The following is a 20,858-nucleotide window of genomic DNA, read 5'->3' as shown; positions in this document are numbered from 1 at the left end:
TTTTAAGGTTACTCATGCTCATCTACCGGAAGTGCAGCAAGAGCGGCTGCGGCGTTTTGCCTGTTTTGTACCATTTCATCTTTAATAAGATTACCGTCTTTTAGTACAATGGTACGGCTGCTAAAGGTGGCAATATCTGGTTCGTGGGTTACAAATCCTATGGTTTTTCCTTCACTATTCAGTTTTTGGAACAGTGCCATAATTTCGTAGGAGGTGCGGGTATCAAGGTTACCGGTAGCCTCATCGGCAAGAATAATAACCGGATCGTTTATCAGAGATCGTGCTATGGCCACACGCTGTTGCTGTCCGCCCGAAAGCTGGCTGGGGGTGTGGTGCAAGCGTCCGGAAAGCCCCACCAAATCCAGTGCGTGCAGTGCACGCTCCCTGCGTTCTTTGGCAGAAACCTCACTGTTGTATAACAACGGAAGCTCTACGTTTTCTATGGCTGTGGTACGAGGCAGCAGATTGTAAGCCTGAAATATAAAGCCTATTTTACGGTTGCGTATACGCGCCAGTTCATTTCGGCTTAAATCTTTTACTGCTATACCGTCTATTTCATAGAGGCCCGATGTGGGTTGGTCTAAACAGCCGAGAATGTTCAGCATGGTACTTTTACCCGAACCGGAGCTACCCATAATGGTAACAAACTCGCCTTCTTGTATGGCATAGCTAATGCCTTTTAGCGCTCTTACGGTTTCACCACCCATGGTAAACTCGCGCTTAAGGTCTTGTATATTAATGATTGTCTTGCTCATGTTAGTAAGTTTTTAGAGAAAGTGTTTTTAAAAGGACAACCGGCGTAATACACATGGAGATTGATTACTTAAACCGTTGCCGGCTGCCCAGTAAAAACGTGACCTACTCAATTAATATCTATGTTCTTACGAAACTTTAAGACATTATTTCTTTTTACTTCCCGGTGGTTTTGGCATAAACGGGCTCGATGCCTGCCCAGCCGGTTGCGATGTATTTGTAACGGTAGCTTCCATATGGGTTACTACTTTTTCACCCTCGATAAGCCCGCCTTGTATTTCGTAATTAATACCGTCGTTACGGCCTACGGTTACTTCTTTTGGCTCCAGCCCGTTTGGTGTTTCTATCCAAACGGTTTTCTTAGTATCGTTACCGCCTTCCGCCTTTTTAGGAATACTTACCGGTTTGGCAGTAATACCGTGTATGGCATTGTATTGTTGTAGCAGTAATGAATCGGGTTGAAAGTTAAGCGCCTGGCCTTCTATTGTAAGTACATCTTTTACCTCCATTGTATAGATAGACACGGTAGCGGTAAGTCCAGGTTTCAGTTTTTCATTTTCATTATCAGCTTTAATAATTACCGTGTAAGTAACTACGTTAGATTCTACCGTACTGTTTAGCCTTACCTGCGTAACTGTTCCCTGAAACTCCTCACCCTGAAAAGCATCTACGGTAAAGGTTACCCTTTGGCCTTGTTTTACATTGCCTATATCGGCTTCGTCTACATCGGCCTCTACCTGCATTTGCTTAAGGTCTTGTGCTATGGTAAAGAGCGTAGGAGTAGAGTAGCTTGCGGCTACGGTTTGGCCTTCATCTACATCTCGGCTAAGTACCACACCGTCTATTGGCGAATAAATATTGGCATAACCTAAATTGGTTTGTGCCTTTTTAAGATCAGATAGCTTTTGTATAGCGGTACCTTTGGCTGTAGCCAAATTATATTCGGCCTCCTGAAAATCGGCCTGACTGATAACACTTGCCTGATACAACTGCTTTTGTCTGTTGTACAGTGTTTGCTTGTACTTTTGATCGTTCACAGCCACGTCATAAGCTGCTTTTGCCTGATCCAGTAGTTCGTTAAGGTTATCCTTATCAAGCTCTGCTATAAGCTGTCCTGATTTTACTCGGGAGTTGTAGTCTACATAAATCTTTTTTACCACACCTGATACCTGTGTACCTACTTCCACCTGTTTTACGGCTTCTATAGTACCTGTAGCGGTAACTACCGTGCTGATGTTTCCTTTTTTTACGGTGGTGGTATCTACCGTAACAGGCTGCTCTTTTTTGTTGAATACAAAGAAGTATAAACCAAGTCCCACGATTACCAGCGCTACAACGGCTATGAGTATTTTCTTGTTGTTTTTCATGGCGAATTATAATTTGATTTCGTTACCCTGATAAAATTGTAACAGTTGATGATAAAGTGCGTTTGAGAATTTTGTCTGAAGGTATTTCTGTTCGGCAGAGAGGTAGGTGTTTTTGCTTACCAGCAGATCAGTAGCACTAAGCGAGCCTAAATCCGACTTTTTCTGTGCCATTTCGTACGCCTGTTTAGACGAGTTACGTAGAGCTTCGGCTGCTTTCATTTCGCTCTGTACCGATACGGCGTTTTGCCATGCGCTTTCTACTTTCAGGTACAGTTGTTTTACCTCACTTTGTGTAGAGATTTTACTAAGTTCTACGCTTATTTTGGCTTTTTCTACCGCAGCCTTGTTCTTATAGTTGCTAAAAATGGGTATGCTAAGCGATAACCCGGCCGACTGGTAAAAGTTGTTGTCGAGCTGTGTAGAAAAGTTATAATCCTGACTGTTTGTATAACCAGTGTATAAGCCGGCATTCATGCTTAGGGTAGGCAGGTAACCTGCTTTTGCTTTTTTAATATCGTAGTTATAGATGTCTGTCTGTAACTTGGCACTTTTAATTTCGGGCATGGTAGCTACGGCATTGTTGTATACCTCATTAAGATTTGGTACTACATTAGTTTGCTCGGGCAAGTCGGGGGTAGCAATATCAAATTCCTGTGCCGGTTCTATTTCCAGTAGCTGTTTTAGTGTAATAAGCTGTTGCAGATAGTTGTTTTGTGCGGTAACCAGGGTGTATTCGTCGTTAGCCTGTTGTGTTTGCAAATCGGCTACGTCTATGCCCGCTACCGAGCCGGCTTTGAGTTTTTGTTGCATTTGCTTTACCTGTTCTTTAGAAGATTCCACAGCAGTCTGCGCCACGCTGATGCCCTCTTTGTAGTAAACAGCTTTCAGGTAAGCTTCTGTTACACTAAGTAAGATGTTGTTCTTAGCTTCGTTGATGTAAAACTCATTTTGTGCTACATAAAGTTCGTTCTGCTTTATGGTGTTGTTAATATAGTTACCGTTATAAAGTGTAACCTGAGCTCCCACTCCTGCCGAGGTAGAGTTAATGGTTTGTGTAAGAAACCTACTGGTAATAGGGTCTACACTACTACCGTTTTTTACGTTTTGGCTTGCCGTTGCACTCACGGTAGGAAACCTCGAGTACGTACTCTGGGTGTATGTTACTTCTGCGGTTTGCTTATTGTATTCGCTTTGCTTAATGGTAATATTGTGTTCAGTAGCATAGTCGATACAATCCTGCAGGGTCCAGTTTTTTTGCTGGGCAAAAGCCGAAGGTACTACAACGAGAATGGTGATGATTATTTTTACAATACTTTTCATATCCCTTGATTTACAGTTCAAAGGAACGGCACTGTTGAAAAATATGTGTAATAGAATCGACGTTTATCTATATTGTCCCGACGTAAATATGTTATATATAGAGCAGCATTTATGGCTTGCTTCCTGTGGAATTTTCAGAAGTATGTAAGAAATAAATACTTTATGCCTAATTGTACCCAAATTTATTCTTTTTGTTCGATGAAGGTGTTGTAATTCAGTGTGTTTACGGATCTTAGGGTCTTGTGTTACTATAGTTAAAAAAATATCAAAAAATTTTAAAAGTTTGATTGAAAAAGCTTTGTGTAAAAAAAAATAATATATATTTGCAGTGTATTATTAATAATTTAAACCCCAAAAGTTATGAAAAGTAGTATCTTAAAATGGTATAGTTTAGTCGTTCTATTCCTAGTGAATTTTGTAATGTTTGCTCAGACTGCGCAACCCGACAGTCCTGATTTCGGTAACCCTGGAGGTGGTAATACTGACACTGAAGATGGGTCGCCTATCAATACTTTTATTGTATTTTTAGCAATTGCAGGTATAGTGTTCGCGGCTCAATATTTCAGAAAGCCAAGTGCAGTAAAGATTAAATAGTTTATATAAAAAAGGCTGCTTAGATAAATGAGCAGCCTTTTTTATTTCTAAAAACTTCTATTTTTATTCTGTAAACTCTACATCGCTTAGGGTTTTCATAAATGCAATAAGGTCTGTCTTTTCCCGTTCTGTAAGTGGTATTTTGTTTTCATTATTTTTAAAAACCGGATCAAGGTTTTCAGAATAGAAAACACCGTTACTAAAATAATCCAAAACTGATTTTAAAGTAGAGAACTGCCCAAAACTACCATAAGGTGCCGTGTATTCCACATTTCTGAGTGACGGAACCCTAAAACTCATGTAGTCTGACGATAGCCCGGTTACCCTGGCACGACCAGCCTCATTAGAGTCCGGGTTTAATGGGAAACCAATGTTCCTGAAAGTTTGGTCTGTAAACAGTTCTGTGTTGTGGCAACTTATACATTTTTGTTGGAACACATTATATCCACGGGCTTCACTATCGGTAAACTGTTCACCTTCATTTCTCTTTACTTTATCATATTTACTGTTAGCCGAAATCAATGTGTATTCATATTGTACTATACTGCTGTAAATACGTTGTGCGGTAATGGTTTCGCTACCAAATGCCTTTGTAAAAAGATCTTTATATTCGGTATCGTCTTGTATTTTAGCAATAACATCTAAAATAGATGAGTCCATTTCTTCATGGGTTATAATGGGTACCAATGGCTGGTCTTCAAGTTTTAGCTTGCTACCATCCCAATTGTAGAACTTCATAAACGCCATGTTTTGTACAGGAGGCACATTCCTTAACCCAATCCTGCTTTCAATGCCCACACCCTGTACGTTGTTGTCCGAAAAAGCAGTGCGCTGAATATGGCAACTGGCACAGGCAATACTGTTGTCTGCACTAAAGCGTGTATCGTTAAAAAGTTTTTTACCAAGTACCACACCATATTGGGTAGGGAGGTTATTACTTACCGCATTGTTCAGTTCAGGAAATCCCTGTGGGATAGCTAATTCTATCACTGGGTTTGTGTAAGTAATAGGCTTGTATTCATCGTTACTGCACGAAACTAAGCCGAATAAACAACTAACTATTAAAGCAATTTTCTTCATACAAACTTTAATTGTTTATAAAAGAGCCGCCTCACTAATAAGCAAGGCTGCCCAGAGTTTATGTTAGTTTTCTACGCTGATAATGGAGAACATTCCGTTAATATCGCTTGTGCCGTTACCACCCAGGTTATCTACAAACTTAACCATCTGTACAGCAGTGTGTACATTTGGTGTAGCATTGTCGTCCATGCCTGTACCTGTAGATAGCGTAATGGTGTTACTTGCCCCGCTTAGCAGTTTATTAAAGTCGGCTTTAATATTTATTTTTGGTGCTGTATTACCTACTTTGGCATTTGTATCAAGGTTTAATGTAATATCCCTGTACGCATCTACACCCTGGGTATAGCTACCTTCAGAACCTTCTACAGTACTGCCGGTATGGATAGACATCTCCTTATTATCAGTATCATAAAAACCTTCAATTTTAGTAAAACGGTATCCGGTACCCCATTCCCACATCATCTCAGTGTCATTGGCTCCTGCTGCGGCGTAGAAGTTAGGGAACCTGGTTTGGTCAAGCGTATTAAGGTCGGTCTTTATACCTAAACCAAATTTGATTTGCTTATACGTACCCGATGGTATATTGCTTAATACATAGTTAAGTGATGCTGTATTTGCCTGGTTTATAACTGTAGCACCATTGTCCAGGTCGTTTATGTTGTACGGAATTTCGGTACCGTCGTCTTTAATAAGGCGAATGTTGCTAATAACATATTTTAGTTCAGAAAAATGGTGTACTTGCCCTGCAGCCGAAGTATTTATTGTAGCATCGGCAGAGGTAGCGTCACCCAACACAATGGTGGTATTGTTAAATGTGTTTGTAAATGCAAGCGTTACATTGTTAGCTGCCGGTGTATCATCGTTAGAACATGAGGCAAGCGTTAATGCAGAAACAGCAAGGAAAAGGCATTGTTTTAGATTTTTCATTTTTATTAATTAAGATTGTTTTAAAGATTGAATTTTAATGATGTAAAAATGTTTCGACCCATACGCGGAATGTTACCCCAATCGGCATAGGTACTGTAGTAAGCATCTAAAAGGTTTTCTGCGCCCAACTGAACGGTAGCAGAAACATCTTTTATTTTAAAGGAATAATCGGCGGACAGGTTGCATATTGCATACGCAGGGGTTTGGTCCTCGCCATATTCCGGGCTGAAGTTTATTTGGGCAAAATCTCCATTTACCGAAGCCTGTACACTAAACTTCTTATACATATAATGCAGGGAAGTCTGGTAACTAAGCGGACGGATAAAAGGCAGGTTACCGCCTTTGTTATCCTGGGCGCGGGCATACGTAAGCACGCCTTTCCAGTGCAGGTGCTCTAATATGCTGTAGGTACTGTTTAACGAAAAGTTGAACAGTGTGGCATAATCAAGAGAGGTATAGCCTTTTACGCCTACCGACTGGTAGTTCATAGGACTACCAAGGCTTAGGATACGGCCGATGATATATTTTTTAATGTAGAAATAGTTCGCTTTGGCCTGCAGGCTGAACTTCTCATTTTTGAATCCTGCCGAGGCATTTACCTCATGCGAAATTTCATTCTTCAGGTTAGGATTGCCAATGTAATCATAACGGTCGAAGCTGTTATATATATAATACCCGTAACCTTCAGATACCGATGGAGCCCTATGCCCATAACCTGCACCCGCTGAGAAATTAAATTTGTTCAGTGTAAGGAGATAGCTACCATGAAGCCCGGGTAATACCCTGGTTTTTTCCTGTGGGGCACCCGGATGGAAAATATGGTTGAACTCTACATACTTTGAGTAATTGTAATTCACAGCTAACGAACCCCCAAAGTTTAGCTGGCTGCGGTCGGATATATCATAGCTGTTGTTCATTGACAGCCCACCAAAACGCGTGGTTACCCAGGGCCAACTGTATGCAAACATGGTTTGCTTACTACGGTCTTGCGGATACATACGCATTTCTGCGATAGACAAGTTATCATATGCATTCAGTTGTATTTCCGAAGCATATCTGTCGCTGTTTAAGTTGGCTTTGCTTACCAGTCCGTAGGTGGTGCTCCAGCCCGGCATATCCATGTGTACCAGGTTTTCGGGGCGCTTAGTATCGTCCATATAATGCTCTATGGCATTAAAATACGCTTTGGTATCCCAGGCTTTTACCAGTCCTTCCTGAAATAACTTTTTATATGTAACCGAAGTAATGATGGCTCTTGAAAGCCATAAATCCATAGGTAGGGCAGGGAAGCCCACATTTTTGGCCATATCAAAAATAGCATCGGCGCGTAACGATGACAATTCACCGGTTTTGTAAGCCAGCCCCAGTGAACTGTTGAATTTACTGTACTGAGAATGCTTTACTTCCCTGTTGTTTCCGGCGGTATAGTTATCTGCTTTCCTATACGATGCACTACCTTCAGCCACAAATCGCTCTCCTGAATAGGAAACATTACCCAGGTTAAAACGCTGTTTGTTGTTCAGCTCGAAACCGCTTTGATAAGCACCGTTCCATTTTTTTGCCAAGCCAAAAGGTGTGCTCTTCCTTTTAAGGTCGATACTACCTCCTACAGTAGCACCGTGCATGCTGCCAGCCTGACCTGATTTTACATCGATAGTCGAAAGGTTATTTACTTCTACATAGGACGTGATAGGATCCATCTTATCAGTACAGGCACCAAAAACATGCATACCGTCTATGGTTAGGGTAGAACGCTCACTACTCATGTTGTTTAGCAAGGGTTCCCAGGCATATGCCCCCCGTTTTATAAAACTGATATTAGAGGAAGATGCCAGGAATTCATCAACAGAAACCGCCATTTTCATGTCCGTTTCAATTTTTTTCTTTACCTCGGCATTTACATTTACCTCCTGTAACTCCTTGATGCTGTCGTTTTGAGCCATAGCACTTATCCCAGAGAATAGCAGTATTATAGTAAGTACTTTCATGTTCTTTAGAATAATATGTCTATGTACAGCTCGCTTTTTACGCCATCTACACCGGGAGTAAATGTTGTAGGTACAGTTGTGCCCTTTACTATAAAACCGTTTTGGTTCACCAGAATGAAATTCAGCGTCCAGTTACCGGTCATGGTATAGTTTACTACTCCATAATACAGTCCGTCATCATGTTGCGTCAGGTCCTGGTTGTTAGGCGAAGTATGGTTTCCCATCGAAGGTTCGGGCATACGTGGATCCAGCTTTAGGGTATATCCGGCCACTTCCTCATACGAAAACTGTGTTTCATCAGGAAATGTACCCGCCGGGCTGTCAGGTTCAGTATACTTATAAATTCCGGCTACGAGTTCGTTCTCGGAAACGCTGGGCTTTTGTGGTGCTACTAACGCTATTACATACTGTGCACCATCGTTACCGGTAAAAGTGGTCATGTTCAGGTTTTTATTTGCCTGTTCCGCTACGGTAATATCTTTATTAACAGTAGTAACCTGATTGTTATTTGTAATACCCAAATACAGTTTCCAGGTATTTGTACTGCTGCTAACATCAGTAAATACTACATAACCTTTATAATAACCGTTTTCGGCATCGTATGCCATATTGTATTTGTGCGGACACGATGAGGCATCACCTGATTCGTTAGTAAGAATAGGTAAGAAAGTAATATCTGCACCATTCTGTTCTTCGTTGGTTTGAGTATTAGTCACAGTTATGTGTACCTCATTATACCCTTTATAAAAAGTACCGTTTAGTGCTTCTATACTTATATGGTATGCACCGCTGTTTAATGAGGCTGCTTCTTTAAACTCGTAGTATTCAGGTACTACCGTGTTTATTTCTGCCTCATAATCTGTTTTATCAAGCGTGCAGGATGTAATGGCAATAAAAATTACCATTACAAGACTATAAGAAAATTTCATTGTAAATGAATGTGTTTGGGCTGCAACACTGCACGGGTAACCATTTACTCCATAACAACACAACATACCTGTGGTTATTGATAAACGAGTATCAATACCAGGTTGTTTGCTATAAGGAATATAGGATATTACGGTGCGTGTAGTAAATGTATTAAGCACATAGTGTTACATACTTACGGCTGTCTACCGTTAACTATGAACATTTTGTACACAATACAATTACAACAGCTTATTTGCTTTTATACTATAATAAACTATTGGGATACCCTTTACTGAGTCCCAACAATCAGCAATAAAAGTAATTAAGCTGCTCCCGGCGGTCTGAAAGAAACTGGGCTGAAGATATAATGATAAAGATTGTTGTAAACGGTAGCGGTTGCAGTGTTGTAATACACAACCGGAGTAAGTGAAAGTGAAAGCGGACTGTCTACTATGGCAAGAATTTCAAACTGGGTACCTGATCCTTTTTTTTCTGATGAAGGATTTTCTTCGGCAGCTTTTTTGGCAAGCTCTTTCATAAGGTGGCACTTACCGTTACAGTGCATCTTAGGCTTGTCCTTGTTTACGCAGAGTTCGTTAGCTATGTAGTTATAATTAAATACATATTCCCCCAGGGGTAATATGGGCCTTACCAATAAAAACAGCGCTATGATTACTGCGATTTTTTTCACGAAACAAAAATACTCAGCTAAAACGATACTGAGAAGTAAAAGTGTACATTTTTTTAATGAATGGAAAATTCTGACGTATCTTTGCTACACTTTTTTAGGGTTTTTTCCGTTCGGAAACAATGTCGTTAAGTACAGGTGAGCCGAAAGGAGATTTCTTTTAGGAGTATTTATGTTCCCCATAGTATTTCACCCCAGGCTAAGTAACACATTTCACAGTATTTGAATCTAAATAAAAATGACATTAGAAGAAAGAATAGAAAATTCTGAAACCCATATTTTTAAGGCGATATTCCCTAATACCACTAATCATTACGATACGCTTTTTGGCGGCAACGCTATGCAGCTTATGGATGAGGTGGCTTTTATAACGGCTACACGTTTTAGCAGGCAGCGTGTGGTAACGGTAAGCAGCGATCGTATCGATTTTAAGAAACCCATACCGGGCGGTACGTTTGCAGAGCTTATAGGAAGGGTTATACATGTAGGAAACACCAGCCTTAAGGTCCATGTAGAAATATATGTGGAAGATATGTACTCTGAAAGCCGTGAGAAAGCAATCACAGGCAATTTTACATTTGTGGCAATTGGCGAAAACAAAGAACCTGTAGCTATTATTAAGTAACACAACAATGACAAATCTAAATAAAGCAGCCATAACGGCTGTAGGCGGGTATGTGCCTGAAACCATACTGGATAATGCACAGCTTGAAAAAATGGTGGACACATCTAACGAATGGATAGTGGCACGCACCGGCATAAATGAAAGAAGGATTTTAAGTAATCCTGAAAAGGCTACCTCTGATATGGCTGCCGAAGCGGTAAAGAACCTTTTGGCTTCTTCCGGAATAAATCCTGCCGAAATAGAATGTTTAATCCTTGCTACCTCTACACCCGATAAATTACTGGCTCCTACAGCCCCGGTAGTATGTGATAAGGCAGGACTTACAAACGCATGGGGATTTGATCTTAATGCAGCTTGTAGCGGATTTTTGTATGCGCTTTCTGTAGGCAGCTCACTTATAGAATCGGGCAGGCATAAAAAGGTACTGGTTATAGGTGCCGATGCCATGAGCCGTATAGTAGATTATACTGACCGTAATACCTGTATCCTTTTTGGTGATGGGGCAGGGGCAGTACTGCTGGAGCCATCTGCTGATTATGGGCTTCAGGATTTTATCCTTAAAACCGATGGTGCCGGCAGCGAGTTCCTTTCTATAGCCGTAGGAGGTTCGCTAAATCCGTTCCACGAAGATACACTGCAAGAACGCCAGCACTTTGTAAGGCAGGACGGTAAAACGGTATTTAAAAATGCCATTGCGGGAATGACGGGCGTATGCACTGAAATTACTGACCGCAATACTCTTGCAGCCGAAGACATTGACTGGGTAATACCGCACCAAGCTAACATACGTATTATTAATGCGGTGGCCGATAACCTGAAAATGCCTATGGATAAGGTAAAGGTAAACATACAGCGTTATGGTAACACTACTGCGGCTACAATTCCGCTATGCCTTTGGGATTTCCAGGCCGATTTTAAACCCGGAGACAAGCTGTTGCTTACAGCCTTTGGTGCCGGATTTACCTTCGGTAGCAGCTACCTTGTATGGGGTAATTAAATATTGATAATATTCATTAAAATGCTCATATCCCTTAACAGTAGGGGATATGAGCATTTTTTTGTCCTGTTTTATTTTTAGTAGTTATATTTGATAATCAGGAGCCTGTAAGGTTCGAGCCAAACCGTTAACATCAATCTCAATCAATATGAAACAAATCATTCCTGCACTTTTAGTTGTATTTACAATTTACAGTTGCAACAATCCTAAGGCAAATATTACGGTTACTACAACGGACAACGAAAAGCTTGTTAAAGAATATTTTGATCATTTTAACCACCATCATTGGGATATGATGGCAGGGATGTATACTGAAAACGCTGATTTTAAAGATCCTTCATTAGGACAGGGAATTGTAAAGCAATCCAGGCAGCAAGTCGTAAACAAATATTCTGAGCTGAACAAGGTATTCCCGGATATCCACGACAGCATAGTTAACATATATCCTTCGGGCGAAAAGAATGTGATTGTAGAATTTGTGTCAACGGGTACGGCTCCGGACGGTTCAAAGTTTGAATTGCCTATATGTACTATTTTTACCATAGAAAATGGACTTATAAGCAAGGATTTTACCTACTATGATAATTTTGAAGATGCTGAATAACACGCATATGTTTTGTTTTTCGGTTTAATACAGACTGTTCTTATTTTTACTGAGCTACTATGTATGTTGTTTACTCCTTTTTAAATTTATATTTTTACCTCATATACAAATCACACCGCAATTATGGAGCTCAGCATACAAACCCCGGCACTTTTGTTTTCTGCCACGTCATTAATCTTGTTAGCGTATACTAACCGTTTTCTTACCATAGCGGGTATAGTACGTGGGCTAAAGGTGAGTTATGAGCAAAACCAAACCAAAAGTATATTGCTGGAAATAAATAACCTGAACCTTCGCCTTACGCTTATCAGGCATATGCAAATGTATGGTGTGTTAAGCCTTTTCTTTTCCGTATTTGCCATGATGCTGTTGTTCTATGGTATTGACAACTGGGGCGCTTATACTTTCGGGCTGAGTTTATTGCTGCTACTTGCTTCATTAGGAGTTTCGTTCTGGGAGATAAGTATTTCTGTAAAGGCACTGCGCATACACCTAAGCGACCTTATAGAAGAAGCAGAACAGCAGAAAAAGTAATTTTAAGCTATAGAGATTACTCCACAATCCACAGTAATACTGGCTTTTTTGTAGCCTTTAGTTTGGTATCGAGCGTACGCATAAAATTATTACTCACTGCCGGGCAACCCCAGCTTAGTGGCGAGTAGTTAGGGTAAATTTCAGTATCCTGTACCGCTTCCCATGAGTGTAGTACTATTACCCTGTCACGGACATTGTTATTAGACTCTTCCAGCCCCTCAAGCCAGTATTTTACATTAATACCCCACGAACTATAGTCGCGGCTGCCCACTTTATACTTTCCGCTGGAACTGCAATGGCTGTCTACCCTGTTACTGAATTTTACCTTTTCATACATACTGCTGTTTTGCTCAAAGGCATCGCAGGCGCCATGCGTTACCAGGTTTTGTGCCGTTATTTTCTTTTGGGTAAAATCATATACAAAAAAGCGGTTGCGCCCCGAATGCACATTAAGGTCTACTAAAAAATAATATTCGGTACTAAAGCCATTCGCTTTACAGTAGGCCAAGGCTTCATTATGTTTTTGAGAGTAATCTTTAGTGGCAATTACCGTTTCTTTTGGTTCAGATGCATTGCCGCAAGCCAGTAATATGGTACAGAAAAGTAAGGTCAGCCGGAACATGGTAGTAAGGTTTTATATATAAACTGCTTACTACTGTGTTTTATTGTAGCTCTTTATCTCTATCCAGTTACACTTTACGTCCGTTCTTTTTATTATTCCCGGTTTATCTATATCAGGATATGCGGCTACAAGGCTATCGTCTGGGGTATCAAAAATGTAATTTGTGCCATTAATACTGTCCGGCATAAACTCACCTCCGGTTAGGTAATCCATGCGAATGTTTATTTTGCCATTCTTTTCTTTGAGCTGTGCAACGGTGCTGCCCGGGTGTATACCGTTTTTCATTTTAAAGTCTTTATCTATAACCATTATGGCAATGATACTGTCAGAGTCCATAGCGGGCATTAGGGCAAAAAGCAGCCTGCCTTTATAGCGGTATTCATACGCAGGTCCGCCGCCATCGTATTTGTATTCATAACAGTCCACCCTTGTGGAATCCAGTCCGGTAAATTCAGTTTTATAGTCACTTATATGTGTACCGAGCTTTATCGGTCCCAATGCTCAAAGTTTAACGGCATATCCTCTTTTGCAATAGTTTCCTTTTTGCTGCAAGATGAGAGAGTTACTATTGATATTAAGATAAAAATGTACTTATTCATGAAATTGTGGTGGGTTTACTTTGTTTCAAATGTAACATTAAGTTTTAAAAAATATCAATTTTGCAACGAAAAATTAAACTTAGCAGAGTAAATTTGCCCGCTTTTTAAATTTTTAGCATTATGCAAAACAACAATGTCCTTAAAGGAGTAATACAGGTAGGCCTGGGTGCTGCAAGCTACGGTATGCTGGCTACGTTTGTAAAACTGGCTTATGGAGAAGGCTATACCACTGCCGAAGTTACAGGGTCTCAAATGCTGCTGGGTATACTTAGCGTGTGGATATTGCATATGTTTCAGAGGAGTAAAACAACTAATGCTGCAATGGCAACGGTAAATAATAAGCTGTACCTGGTGCTTTCGGGTACTTCCATGGGGTTTACCAGTGTGTTTTATTACCTTGCGGTAAAGTTTGTACCGGTTTCGGTAGGTATTGTTTTGCTTATGCAAAGCGTATGGCTTGGTGTACTGGCCGAATGGCTTCTGGATTGTAAAACACCCGAACCCAAAAAGCTGATGGCTGTACTTGTGGTTCTTGGCGGTACGGTGCTGGCTACAAACCTTATTGAGAGCAGTGCCTTTCCGGACTGGAGGGGTATAGCCTGGGGAGTGCTCGCTGCAATAAGCTATACTATAACCATGTACGCCGGCAATAAAATAGCTACCCACCTGCCCAGTACACAGCGTAGCCTGTATATGCTGCTTGGTGGTGGGGTAGTAGTATTGGTGTTTACTGCTATAACATGGCCGGGGAGTTTTAACTTTAATATTGTGTATACCTGGGGTATACCTTTAGCACTGTTTGGTACCCTGTTACCGCCATTGCTTATGAACTCCGGTTTCCCGAAGGTAAGTATGGGGCTGGGCAGTATTGTTTCGGCATTAGAGCTGCCTGTATCGGTTACTATGGCTTATTTTATTTTGCACGAAACCGTATCGGGTATACAGTGGGCAGGTATAGCGCTTATACTTGCGGCTATAGTGCTTATGAATGTATCCTTGAAAAGAGAATAATGGCTGGTAGAGTTATACTGTTACTATTAATAAATGAGGTAATATTAATGCAAGGTGAAGTAAAAACTACGTAATTGTTAGTTGTTATACATAATAATCCTTTGTCGGAAATATTAAAATTCTGATTTTTTACCCTTAAAATCTGCCTGCTTACAAAAAGAACTTTAAAAACCTGAGGGCAGCAACTACTGTTTTTAGCATTTTTTGAAAAATAATGGTACACTGCGAGGCGACTGCTTTTTTTATTAATATTGAAATAATCAATGTTTAAAAAATAAAATAAGTATTACCTGATTTAATTTTTTCACACGATGAAAAAGAGTAGCCGTCCCGAATTGGACAGGGAAGCGTTAGAGAGGATAGTAACGCTGGCCCAGGAAGAAAGAAAGCCCTTTGAGGAGATAAAAGCCCAGTACGGCCTTTCTGAAAAGGAAGTGACCGATATTATGAAATCAAGGTTGTCTCATGATGGCTTTGAACTGTGGAAAAAGAAAACGGCTGCAAAAAAGCCGAAACCAAAACCTATAAATACCCTTGAAGACGACGAACTCGATTCCAGGTATTACTTTAACCGAAGATTTTAAAATCAAAAGCAACTGTATCAACTTTCATTTCGAACGAAACGTAGTGAAGCCGAGAAATCTAAAGATTATATTCTGAGATTTCTCACTACCGGTCGAAACGGAAGTTGACACAGTCCGTTTTTATACCCCAAGCCTGACGGCTTATTTTATGTACTTCTCATAGTTGTAAATGGTTATTTCGGCACCTATATCAAACAACAGGCTGTACAGCCCGAAGAACGTACGGTTTACATAAATAAAATGCCTGCTACCCCTATTACCGTTCATTTTACGAAGTACTTTGTCATTAGCAAATTTTTCGCTTAACCCCGCTATTGCGTTACTGAAAGCCGGATTACCAAAATCAAATTGCTGGTGCCTGTAGGGCTCTACAAATACGTCCAGCAATTCCCTGAACAGATTAAAGAAATAGTCTTCCTCATCAGGTGTATCGTCATTTCGTAGCACTTGTAATTCATGAAGCAGGTCTTTAAACTGTACGGTGTTAGCTATCGTGGCAGGCTGTATTATTTTGTAATACGGCACATAAAAGTCTGAAGGCAGCTGTTTCATACAACCAAAATCTATGGCTATAAGATTAGCACCCTCATCTACAAGAAAATTACCCGGATGCGGATCGGCATGAAATTTATGCAACCCGTGTATCTGGTACATATAAAAATCAAAAAGCGCCTGACCCACTTTATTGCGTTCCTCCTGCGTATGTTCCTCCTTACACCATTCAGATAAATGCTTGCCCTGCATCCAGTCCATGGTTATAATCTTTTCGCAGCTCAGCTCCGGGTAGTATTTAGGAAAACGGATATTTTCCAGCTTGGCACATTCTATGCGCACTGCTTCACTCTGCATAAGTTCTAATGAATAATCGGTTTCCTCCATGAGTTTTCCTTCCACTTCATCAAAATATTCGTCGCTTGTGCCTTGCAGGTTAAACATGCGTATGGCTATGGGTTTTACCATGGCTATATCGGTGCCTATGCTTTCGCGTACGCCGGGGTATTGTATTTTTACGGCAAGCTCCTTACCGTTTTTATTAGCCTTATGTACTTGGCCAATGCTGGCGGCATTAATACTTTCGGGGTTAAAGGCATCAAATAGCTCGTGTGGCTCTTTACCGAAATACTTCCTGAATGTTTTTGTAACTAACGGGCCGGATAGCGGCGGTACCGAAAACTGGCTAAGCGAAAACTTTTCTACATAGCTTTGCGGCAGCAAGTTTTTTTCCATGCTCAGCATTTGTGCTACCTTTAGGGCACTACCTTTCAGTTCCTTGAGGCTGTCGTATATGTCGGCTGCGTTGTTTTCGTGTAATGATTCCTTGCTGGTGTCGGGGGTAACCATTTTTTGCCCGTAATATTTCAGGTAATTGCCCCCTATTTTTACACCTGTGGTTACAAGCTTACTTACCCGCTCAATCTTATTGGTGGGTATACTGTCTAATCGTTTCATAAGATGGGCTTTAAGCGGTAAACTTTTCTTTCCAGAGGAATTTCCCCAGATCTACAAGGCTGCTCAGGGGTGAGTTATAAACCAGGTCATTTGAGGCTTTAACTGATTTTTCAATGAATACATCAGTCTTTTCAAAGCTTGGCGACGTATCTGTCATCCAGAATTTAAAGATACTCAGGAACTGTATCCAGGCACCTTCTTTAAGTGCTTCTTTCTGGGCTTTTTCGGCTTTAGGGTGTTGCAGGTCTATGGGGTTTTCTAAGATTGTGCCGGCATATTCTGTAAATGCCTTACGTAGCTCACGTAGCTTAAGGATATTTTTTAGTATGTTACTTCCTTCGGCCAGGCTGTATACCACAAAACTACGGTTAGCGGTAGCAATTTCAAAAAAAGTGAAGTATATGGCTGACAGCTTTTCTACACCGCTGTAGGCAGCATACGAAGGCGACTGCTCCTGGAGTTCCAGCGCGTGGGTAAACATCTCTACAAAATAAGATTGCTCCAGCACTTCAAATGATGGGAAGTGTTTATAGAACTCGGCCTCGCTATAGCCATTGTCTTTAGAAAATTTATACACCGTTGCAGGCTTGCTGCCATGGGTAAGGCAGTAGTCGGCATATTGCTCTATGATTTCAGCACGGGTAGGCAGGGTTGGTTGTTTTAGTTTCTTGGTTGCCATAACATTACTCATTTAATCATTAAATACAAATTTAACAAGTATGGCGCTAAGCAACAGATAGACGTCTGTTAATAATCGTTCAAAAAAAATGAAAGAATTATACAGCCTAATAGCTAAATAACATTGGGTAGACCCTGTGCAAATTTGCAATCATTGATGATTACATTACTCCACATGGTATTAAAGCACTGAAAAGTAACGTTCCGGTTTACAGTTTAGGCTACTTTTCTTTTACGATGGGTTTTAATTGCGGTGGCATAGCCAATAAATGGCAACGAAACAGTAGCTATAAGGCATACCTGGGCAGCAAGCACATCGCCTTCGATATTAAAAACAACATAATTAAGCAGCAGGGTAGGAGCCTCCAGATAATAACAGGCAAGCCTGGCATCACGAGGTGCCAGTTTTAGTTGTTTCCAGAAAAGGCTGATTACAACGGCTGCTAACATTAGCCCCATCATAATCCCTCCGGGATAGTACAAACCGTCTTTAATTAGTAAAACTGCCCTGAACATTAATACTCCGGTTAAAAGTGCATGGAGCAGCATCTCTATTTTTCGGGCAATTTTTTTCATAGTAGTAAGGTGTGAGGCTGTAAAATTAGTGAATTGATTTCTTACAAAAAACGAACAAATGTTAAGTTTTGGTACAAAAAAAGCCTCCCGAAAAACGAGAGGCACTTCAAAATAAATATCTAAAAATAAAGAACTGTTATAGTATAAAGCGTAGTACCTGCCCGTCTTTACTTAGCAGTTGTACCGGCATACGCTGGCCTTGCTGCTTACGCGAAAGTATTTCAATAACGGTATCTATATCGGTAGCCTTAGTGTTGTTTATACTAAGTATGATGCCGTCTTTCAGTTCGTTGTAGTACGGCAAAAAGTCGCCGTCAGTAATTTCCTTAATACGTATGCCGTAGTTAATTTTCAGCGTTTTCTTTTCGGCAGCGCTCAGGTCTTCCAGCTCCAGGCCTTCGTAGGTAAAACTGTTGATTTCGTTTTTGGTAAGCTTCACCGGCAGGTTTATGTTTTTACCATCGCGGTTAACCAGTACCTGTACCACGTCGTTTGGCCTTTTGGTAACAATAGCTGCATTAAGGTCGCTAAAGCCATGTATGTCATGGCTGTCTATTTTCTTAATAATATCGCCTTTGCGTATACCTGCTTTTTCAGCACCGCTTTTGCTTACCACGCTGTTTACATAAAAGCCTTGCGTATCGTTTACTCCTAACTCTTTGCTGAAGGCACTGTTCAGTTCGCTACCCTGTATGCCCAGGGCGCCACGCTGTACATTACCATACTCCATAAGGTCTTCTACAATTTTGCGGGTAATATTACTTGGTACTGCAAACGAGTATCCTACATACGATCCTGTTGTAGACGAAATCATGGTGTTTATACCCACCAGCTCGCCACGGGTATTGACAAGGGCACCACCACTGTTGCCGGGGTTTACGGCGGCATCAGTTTGTATAAACGATTGTATGCCTTCCTTACTCAGGTTCCTTGCCTTAGCCGATACGATACCGGCAGTTACGGTACTATTTAGGTTATAAGGGTTCCCTACAGCAAGTACCCATTCGCCTACCTTAATATCATCGCTATTTCCAAAGGTAGAATACGGAAGTTTTTCGTCAGCGTCTATTTTAAGTAGGGCTATATCCATTTTACTGTCAGTACCTACCAGCTTAGCCTTGTAGGTTTTGTTGTTGTTCAGGGTTACTTCCAGTTCGTTAGCATCCTGAATTACGTGGTTGTTTGTTACAATGTAGCCATCTTCGGTAATAATAACACCGCTACCGGTGCCTACCTGTGCCTGTGGCTGTCCGTTACCACGGTACCCAAACATATAGTCCATCATACTTACAGGAGCCTGCCTGTAAATGGTGTTTTTTACGTGTACTACAGTATGCACGGCTTTATCGGCAGCCGAAGTAAAGTCGATGTTTTCGGCACCGGAGCCATAAGCTACGGTATGGTTGTTTGATGTTTGTGGAGCTGCTATAGAAAGTGGTGAACGGAATGAATTGCCTTCAAATACCAGTTTATAAGCTCCAAGGGTAATGGCGCCGCTTAAAAGCGAAACCACAAGCATGCTTGAAAAATTTTTCATAAACAAAAAGTATTCAATTTTAATGTTAAACTATCAGTTAAAGTGCTGCGATAGCTATTACCTGAATGTCGTTTATATTCGTACTTTTGTGCTACAATATCTGCTTTAAATGGAATCCACTTTTTACAAATACCAGGGTACGGGTAACGACTTCGTGATGATAGATAACCGCGATGAAACCTTTCCCAAAAATAATACCAAACTTGTAGCGCAACTGTGCGATCGCAGGTTTGGCATCGGGGCCGATGGCCTCATTCTTTTAGAGAACGACGGAAGTACTGATTTTCGTATGGTATATTATAATTCAGACGGTAATACCAGCACTATGTGCGGTAATGGAGGACGCTGCATAGTGGCTTTTGCTAATTTCCTGGGGATTATAGACAATGAAACTGAGTTTCTTGCAGCCGACGGACGCCACCATGCTACCATTAGCGATGATGGAACCGTATCACTACACATGAAAGACGTAAATACGGTTTCAGTGTACGAAAATTATGTGTTTCTTGATACAGGTTCGCCGCATCACGTAGAAATTGTAGATGATTTGCCAAATATAGATGTAAAGCATATAGGGGCAAGCATACGCTATAGTGGCCTATATGGCACTGCGGGAGCTAACGTAAACTTTGTAAACCAGGAAGGTGCTGACAGATTTTCGGTACGTACCTACGAAAGGGGAGTAGAAGATGAAACCTATTCATGTGGTACCGGTGTTACTGCTGTGGCTATAGCCATGAAGGTTTTAGGTAAGACGGACGCTGATACCATTCACTTACAAACACCTGGCGGACAACTGAAAGTGTCTTTTGTGCAAGAAGGCAAGCAGTTTAAGGAAGTGTACCTTACCGGCCCTGCCGACTATGTGTTTAAAGGCGATGTAGAATGGTAACCCTTACCGGAAATACCATATACCTGCGCGCACTGGAACCTGAGGACCTGGAGTTTATTTACCGTATAGAAAACAATGAAAACCTATGGGAGGTAAGCTATACGCAAACCCCCTACAGCCGTTTCCTTATACGGCAATATCTGGAAAATGCCCATCAGGATATTTATGAGGCCAAACAGTTGCGCCTTGCCATTTGCCTTAAAGACAGTTTTGAAGCCGTGGGTTTAATAGACCTGTTTGATTATGACCCTGCTAATGCGCGTGCGGGCGTAGGCCTTATTGTTGCCGATGAAACCCAACGCGGCAAAGGCCTGGGAACCGAAGCGCTGGGGCTGGTAATACAGTACGTTTTCAGTACGTTACGCCTTCACCAGCTCTATGCAAATATAGATACTGAGAATATTGCAAGTAAAACGCTTTTTACTAATTTTGACTTCAATTTGATAGGGGTTAAGCAGCAATGGAACAGGCGCGGAAAAGCCTGGGCTGATGAGGCTTTGTACCAATTGATAAACAAACAATAA

The 20,858-nt window shown here is 41.1% G+C and carries 23 protein-coding genes; 9 read left to right on the top strand and 14 right to left on the bottom strand.

From position 1 onward, the window contains the following. Positions 1-8: 8 nt before the first annotated feature. The 3 genes from ACLI1A_RS05885 to ACLI1A_RS05875 all read right to left on the bottom strand — a co-directional run bounded on the left by ACLI1A_RS05885 (position 9) and on the right by ACLI1A_RS05875 (position 3,440). Entirely contained in the window at positions 9-755 is a 747-nt protein-coding gene (locus ACLI1A_RS05885) for an ABC transporter ATP-binding protein (RefSeq protein ID WP_411407082.1), read from the bottom strand. Between the two features lie 144 nt (positions 756-899). Then, a complete protein-coding gene (locus tag ACLI1A_RS05880; protein WP_411407080.1) occupies positions 900-2,120 on the bottom strand; it encodes an efflux RND transporter periplasmic adaptor subunit in 1,221 nt (406 codons plus the stop codon). A gap of 6 nt (positions 2,121-2,126) precedes the next feature. Continuing rightward, positions 2,127-3,440 carry a TolC family protein gene (locus ACLI1A_RS05875; protein WP_411407078.1) on the bottom strand — a complete coding sequence of 438 codons (1,314 nt, stop codon included), beginning with the start codon at positions 3,438-3,440 and terminating at the stop codon, positions 2,127-2,129. A gap of 360 nt (positions 3,441-3,800) precedes the next feature. Between ACLI1A_RS05875 and ACLI1A_RS05870 the strand changes: the two genes are divergently transcribed. After that, complete coding sequence (locus tag ACLI1A_RS05870; protein WP_411407076.1) at positions 3,801-4,034, top strand: hypothetical protein; 234 nt, start codon at positions 3,801-3,803, stop codon at positions 4,032-4,034. 63 nt (positions 4,035-4,097) lie between these two features. Here the strand turns inward: ACLI1A_RS05870 and ACLI1A_RS05865 are convergent, their stop codons facing one another. From ACLI1A_RS05865 to ACLI1A_RS05845, 5 genes are all read right to left on the bottom strand, one after another. Further along, the gene (locus ACLI1A_RS05865; protein WP_411407074.1) at positions 4,098-5,114 is read right to left on the bottom strand and encodes a cytochrome-c peroxidase; all 1,017 of its coding nucleotides are present in this window, start codon (positions 5,112-5,114) and stop codon (positions 4,098-4,100) included. A 63-nt stretch (positions 5,115-5,177) separates the two neighbouring features. Continuing rightward, positions 5,178-6,041 (bottom strand): MbnP family protein, encoded by an 864-nt coding sequence (locus ACLI1A_RS05860; protein WP_411407072.1) that lies wholly within the window; start codon positions 6,039-6,041, stop codon positions 5,178-5,180. Between the two features lie 20 nt (positions 6,042-6,061). Then, positions 6,062-8,029 carry a TonB-dependent receptor plug domain-containing protein gene (locus tag ACLI1A_RS05855; RefSeq protein ID WP_411407070.1) on the bottom strand — a complete coding sequence of 656 codons (1,968 nt, stop codon included), beginning with the start codon at positions 8,027-8,029 and terminating at the stop codon, positions 6,062-6,064. A gap of 5 nt (positions 8,030-8,034) precedes the next feature. Next, positions 8,035-8,958, bottom strand: coding sequence for a hypothetical protein (locus ACLI1A_RS05850; protein ID WP_411407068.1), 924 nt, complete (start codon positions 8,956-8,958; stop codon positions 8,035-8,037). Between the two features lie 302 nt (positions 8,959-9,260). Next, positions 9,261-9,629, bottom strand: coding sequence for a hypothetical protein (locus tag ACLI1A_RS05845; RefSeq protein WP_411407066.1), 369 nt, complete (start codon positions 9,627-9,629; stop codon positions 9,261-9,263). Between the two features lie 235 nt (positions 9,630-9,864). Between ACLI1A_RS05845 and ACLI1A_RS05840 the strand changes: the two genes are divergently transcribed. From ACLI1A_RS05840 to ACLI1A_RS05825, 4 genes are all read left to right on the top strand, one after another. After that, complete coding sequence (locus ACLI1A_RS05840; RefSeq protein WP_411407064.1) at positions 9,865-10,251, top strand: acyl-CoA thioesterase; 387 nt, start codon at positions 9,865-9,867, stop codon at positions 10,249-10,251. 7 nt (positions 10,252-10,258) lie between these two features. Next, complete coding sequence (locus tag ACLI1A_RS05835) at positions 10,259-11,248, top strand: beta-ketoacyl-ACP synthase III (RefSeq protein ID WP_411407062.1); 990 nt, start codon at positions 10,259-10,261, stop codon at positions 11,246-11,248. Between the two features lie 148 nt (positions 11,249-11,396). Then, complete coding sequence (locus ACLI1A_RS05830; protein WP_411407060.1) at positions 11,397-11,852, top strand: nuclear transport factor 2 family protein; 456 nt, start codon at positions 11,397-11,399, stop codon at positions 11,850-11,852. A gap of 123 nt (positions 11,853-11,975) precedes the next feature. Then, positions 11,976-12,386 carry a DUF2721 domain-containing protein gene (locus tag ACLI1A_RS05825; RefSeq protein WP_411407058.1) on the top strand — a complete coding sequence of 137 codons (411 nt, stop codon included), beginning with the start codon at positions 11,976-11,978 and terminating at the stop codon, positions 12,384-12,386. 16 nt (positions 12,387-12,402) lie between these two features. Here ACLI1A_RS05825 and ACLI1A_RS05820 read toward each other — a convergent pair whose 3' ends face one another. Both ACLI1A_RS05820 and ACLI1A_RS05815 read right to left on the bottom strand, forming a co-directional pair. After that, on the bottom strand, positions 12,403-13,008 hold the full coding sequence (locus tag ACLI1A_RS05820; protein ID WP_411407056.1) for a murein L,D-transpeptidase catalytic domain-containing protein: 606 nt from the start codon (positions 13,006-13,008) through the stop codon (positions 12,403-12,405). A gap of 30 nt (positions 13,009-13,038) precedes the next feature. Then, complete coding sequence (locus ACLI1A_RS05815; RefSeq protein ID WP_411407054.1) at positions 13,039-13,506, bottom strand: hypothetical protein; 468 nt, start codon at positions 13,504-13,506, stop codon at positions 13,039-13,041. 221 nt (positions 13,507-13,727) lie between these two features. On the opposite strand from ACLI1A_RS05815, the gene ACLI1A_RS05810 reads away from it, so the two are divergent. Together ACLI1A_RS05810 and ACLI1A_RS05805 are read left to right on the top strand one after the other, a co-directional pair. Beyond that, the gene (locus ACLI1A_RS05810) at positions 13,728-14,618 is read left to right on the top strand and encodes an EamA family transporter (protein WP_411407052.1); all 891 of its coding nucleotides are present in this window, start codon (positions 13,728-13,730) and stop codon (positions 14,616-14,618) included. A gap of 311 nt (positions 14,619-14,929) precedes the next feature. Next, positions 14,930-15,202 (top strand): DUF2805 domain-containing protein, encoded by a 273-nt coding sequence (locus ACLI1A_RS05805; protein ID WP_411407050.1) that lies wholly within the window; start codon positions 14,930-14,932, stop codon positions 15,200-15,202. A gap of 141 nt (positions 15,203-15,343) precedes the next feature. Here ACLI1A_RS05805 and ACLI1A_RS05800 read toward each other — a convergent pair whose 3' ends face one another. The 4 genes from ACLI1A_RS05800 to ACLI1A_RS05785 all read right to left on the bottom strand — a co-directional run bounded on the left by ACLI1A_RS05800 (position 15,344) and on the right by ACLI1A_RS05785 (position 19,442). Then, entirely contained in the window at positions 15,344-16,651 is a 1,308-nt protein-coding gene (locus ACLI1A_RS05800) for an ABC1 kinase family protein (RefSeq protein ID WP_411407048.1), read from the bottom strand. A gap of 10 nt (positions 16,652-16,661) precedes the next feature. After that, on the bottom strand, positions 16,662-17,330 hold the full coding sequence (locus ACLI1A_RS05795) for a TetR family transcriptional regulator C-terminal domain-containing protein (protein ID WP_411407046.1): 669 nt from the start codon (positions 17,328-17,330) through the stop codon (positions 16,662-16,664). Between the two features lie 215 nt (positions 17,331-17,545). Beyond that, a complete protein-coding gene (locus tag ACLI1A_RS05790) occupies positions 17,546-17,905 on the bottom strand; it encodes a hypothetical protein (RefSeq protein ID WP_411407044.1) in 360 nt (119 codons plus the stop codon). A 136-nt stretch (positions 17,906-18,041) separates the two neighbouring features. Continuing rightward, the gene (locus ACLI1A_RS05785; RefSeq protein WP_411407042.1) at positions 18,042-19,442 is read right to left on the bottom strand and encodes a trypsin-like peptidase domain-containing protein; all 1,401 of its coding nucleotides are present in this window, start codon (positions 19,440-19,442) and stop codon (positions 18,042-18,044) included. Positions 19,443-19,551: 109 nt separating this feature from the next. Here ACLI1A_RS05785 and dapF point away from each other — a divergent pair, with 109 nt between their 5' ends. Beyond that, positions 19,552-20,334, top strand: coding sequence for a diaminopimelate epimerase (gene dapF / locus ACLI1A_RS05780; protein ID WP_411407040.1), 783 nt, complete (start codon positions 19,552-19,554; stop codon positions 20,332-20,334). Further along, a complete protein-coding gene (locus tag ACLI1A_RS05775; protein ID WP_411407038.1) occupies positions 20,328-20,858 on the top strand; it encodes a GNAT family N-acetyltransferase in 531 nt (176 codons plus the stop codon). The genes dapF and ACLI1A_RS05775 overlap by 7 nt, the downstream gene beginning before the upstream one ends.

Origin of the sequence: Flavobacterium sp. RHBU_3 (assembly GCF_046613565.1) — a bacterium.
Classification (GTDB): domain Bacteria; phylum Bacteroidota; class Bacteroidia; order Flavobacteriales; family Flavobacteriaceae; genus Flavobacterium.
This window is presented reverse-complemented; position numbering and strand designations above follow the sequence as displayed.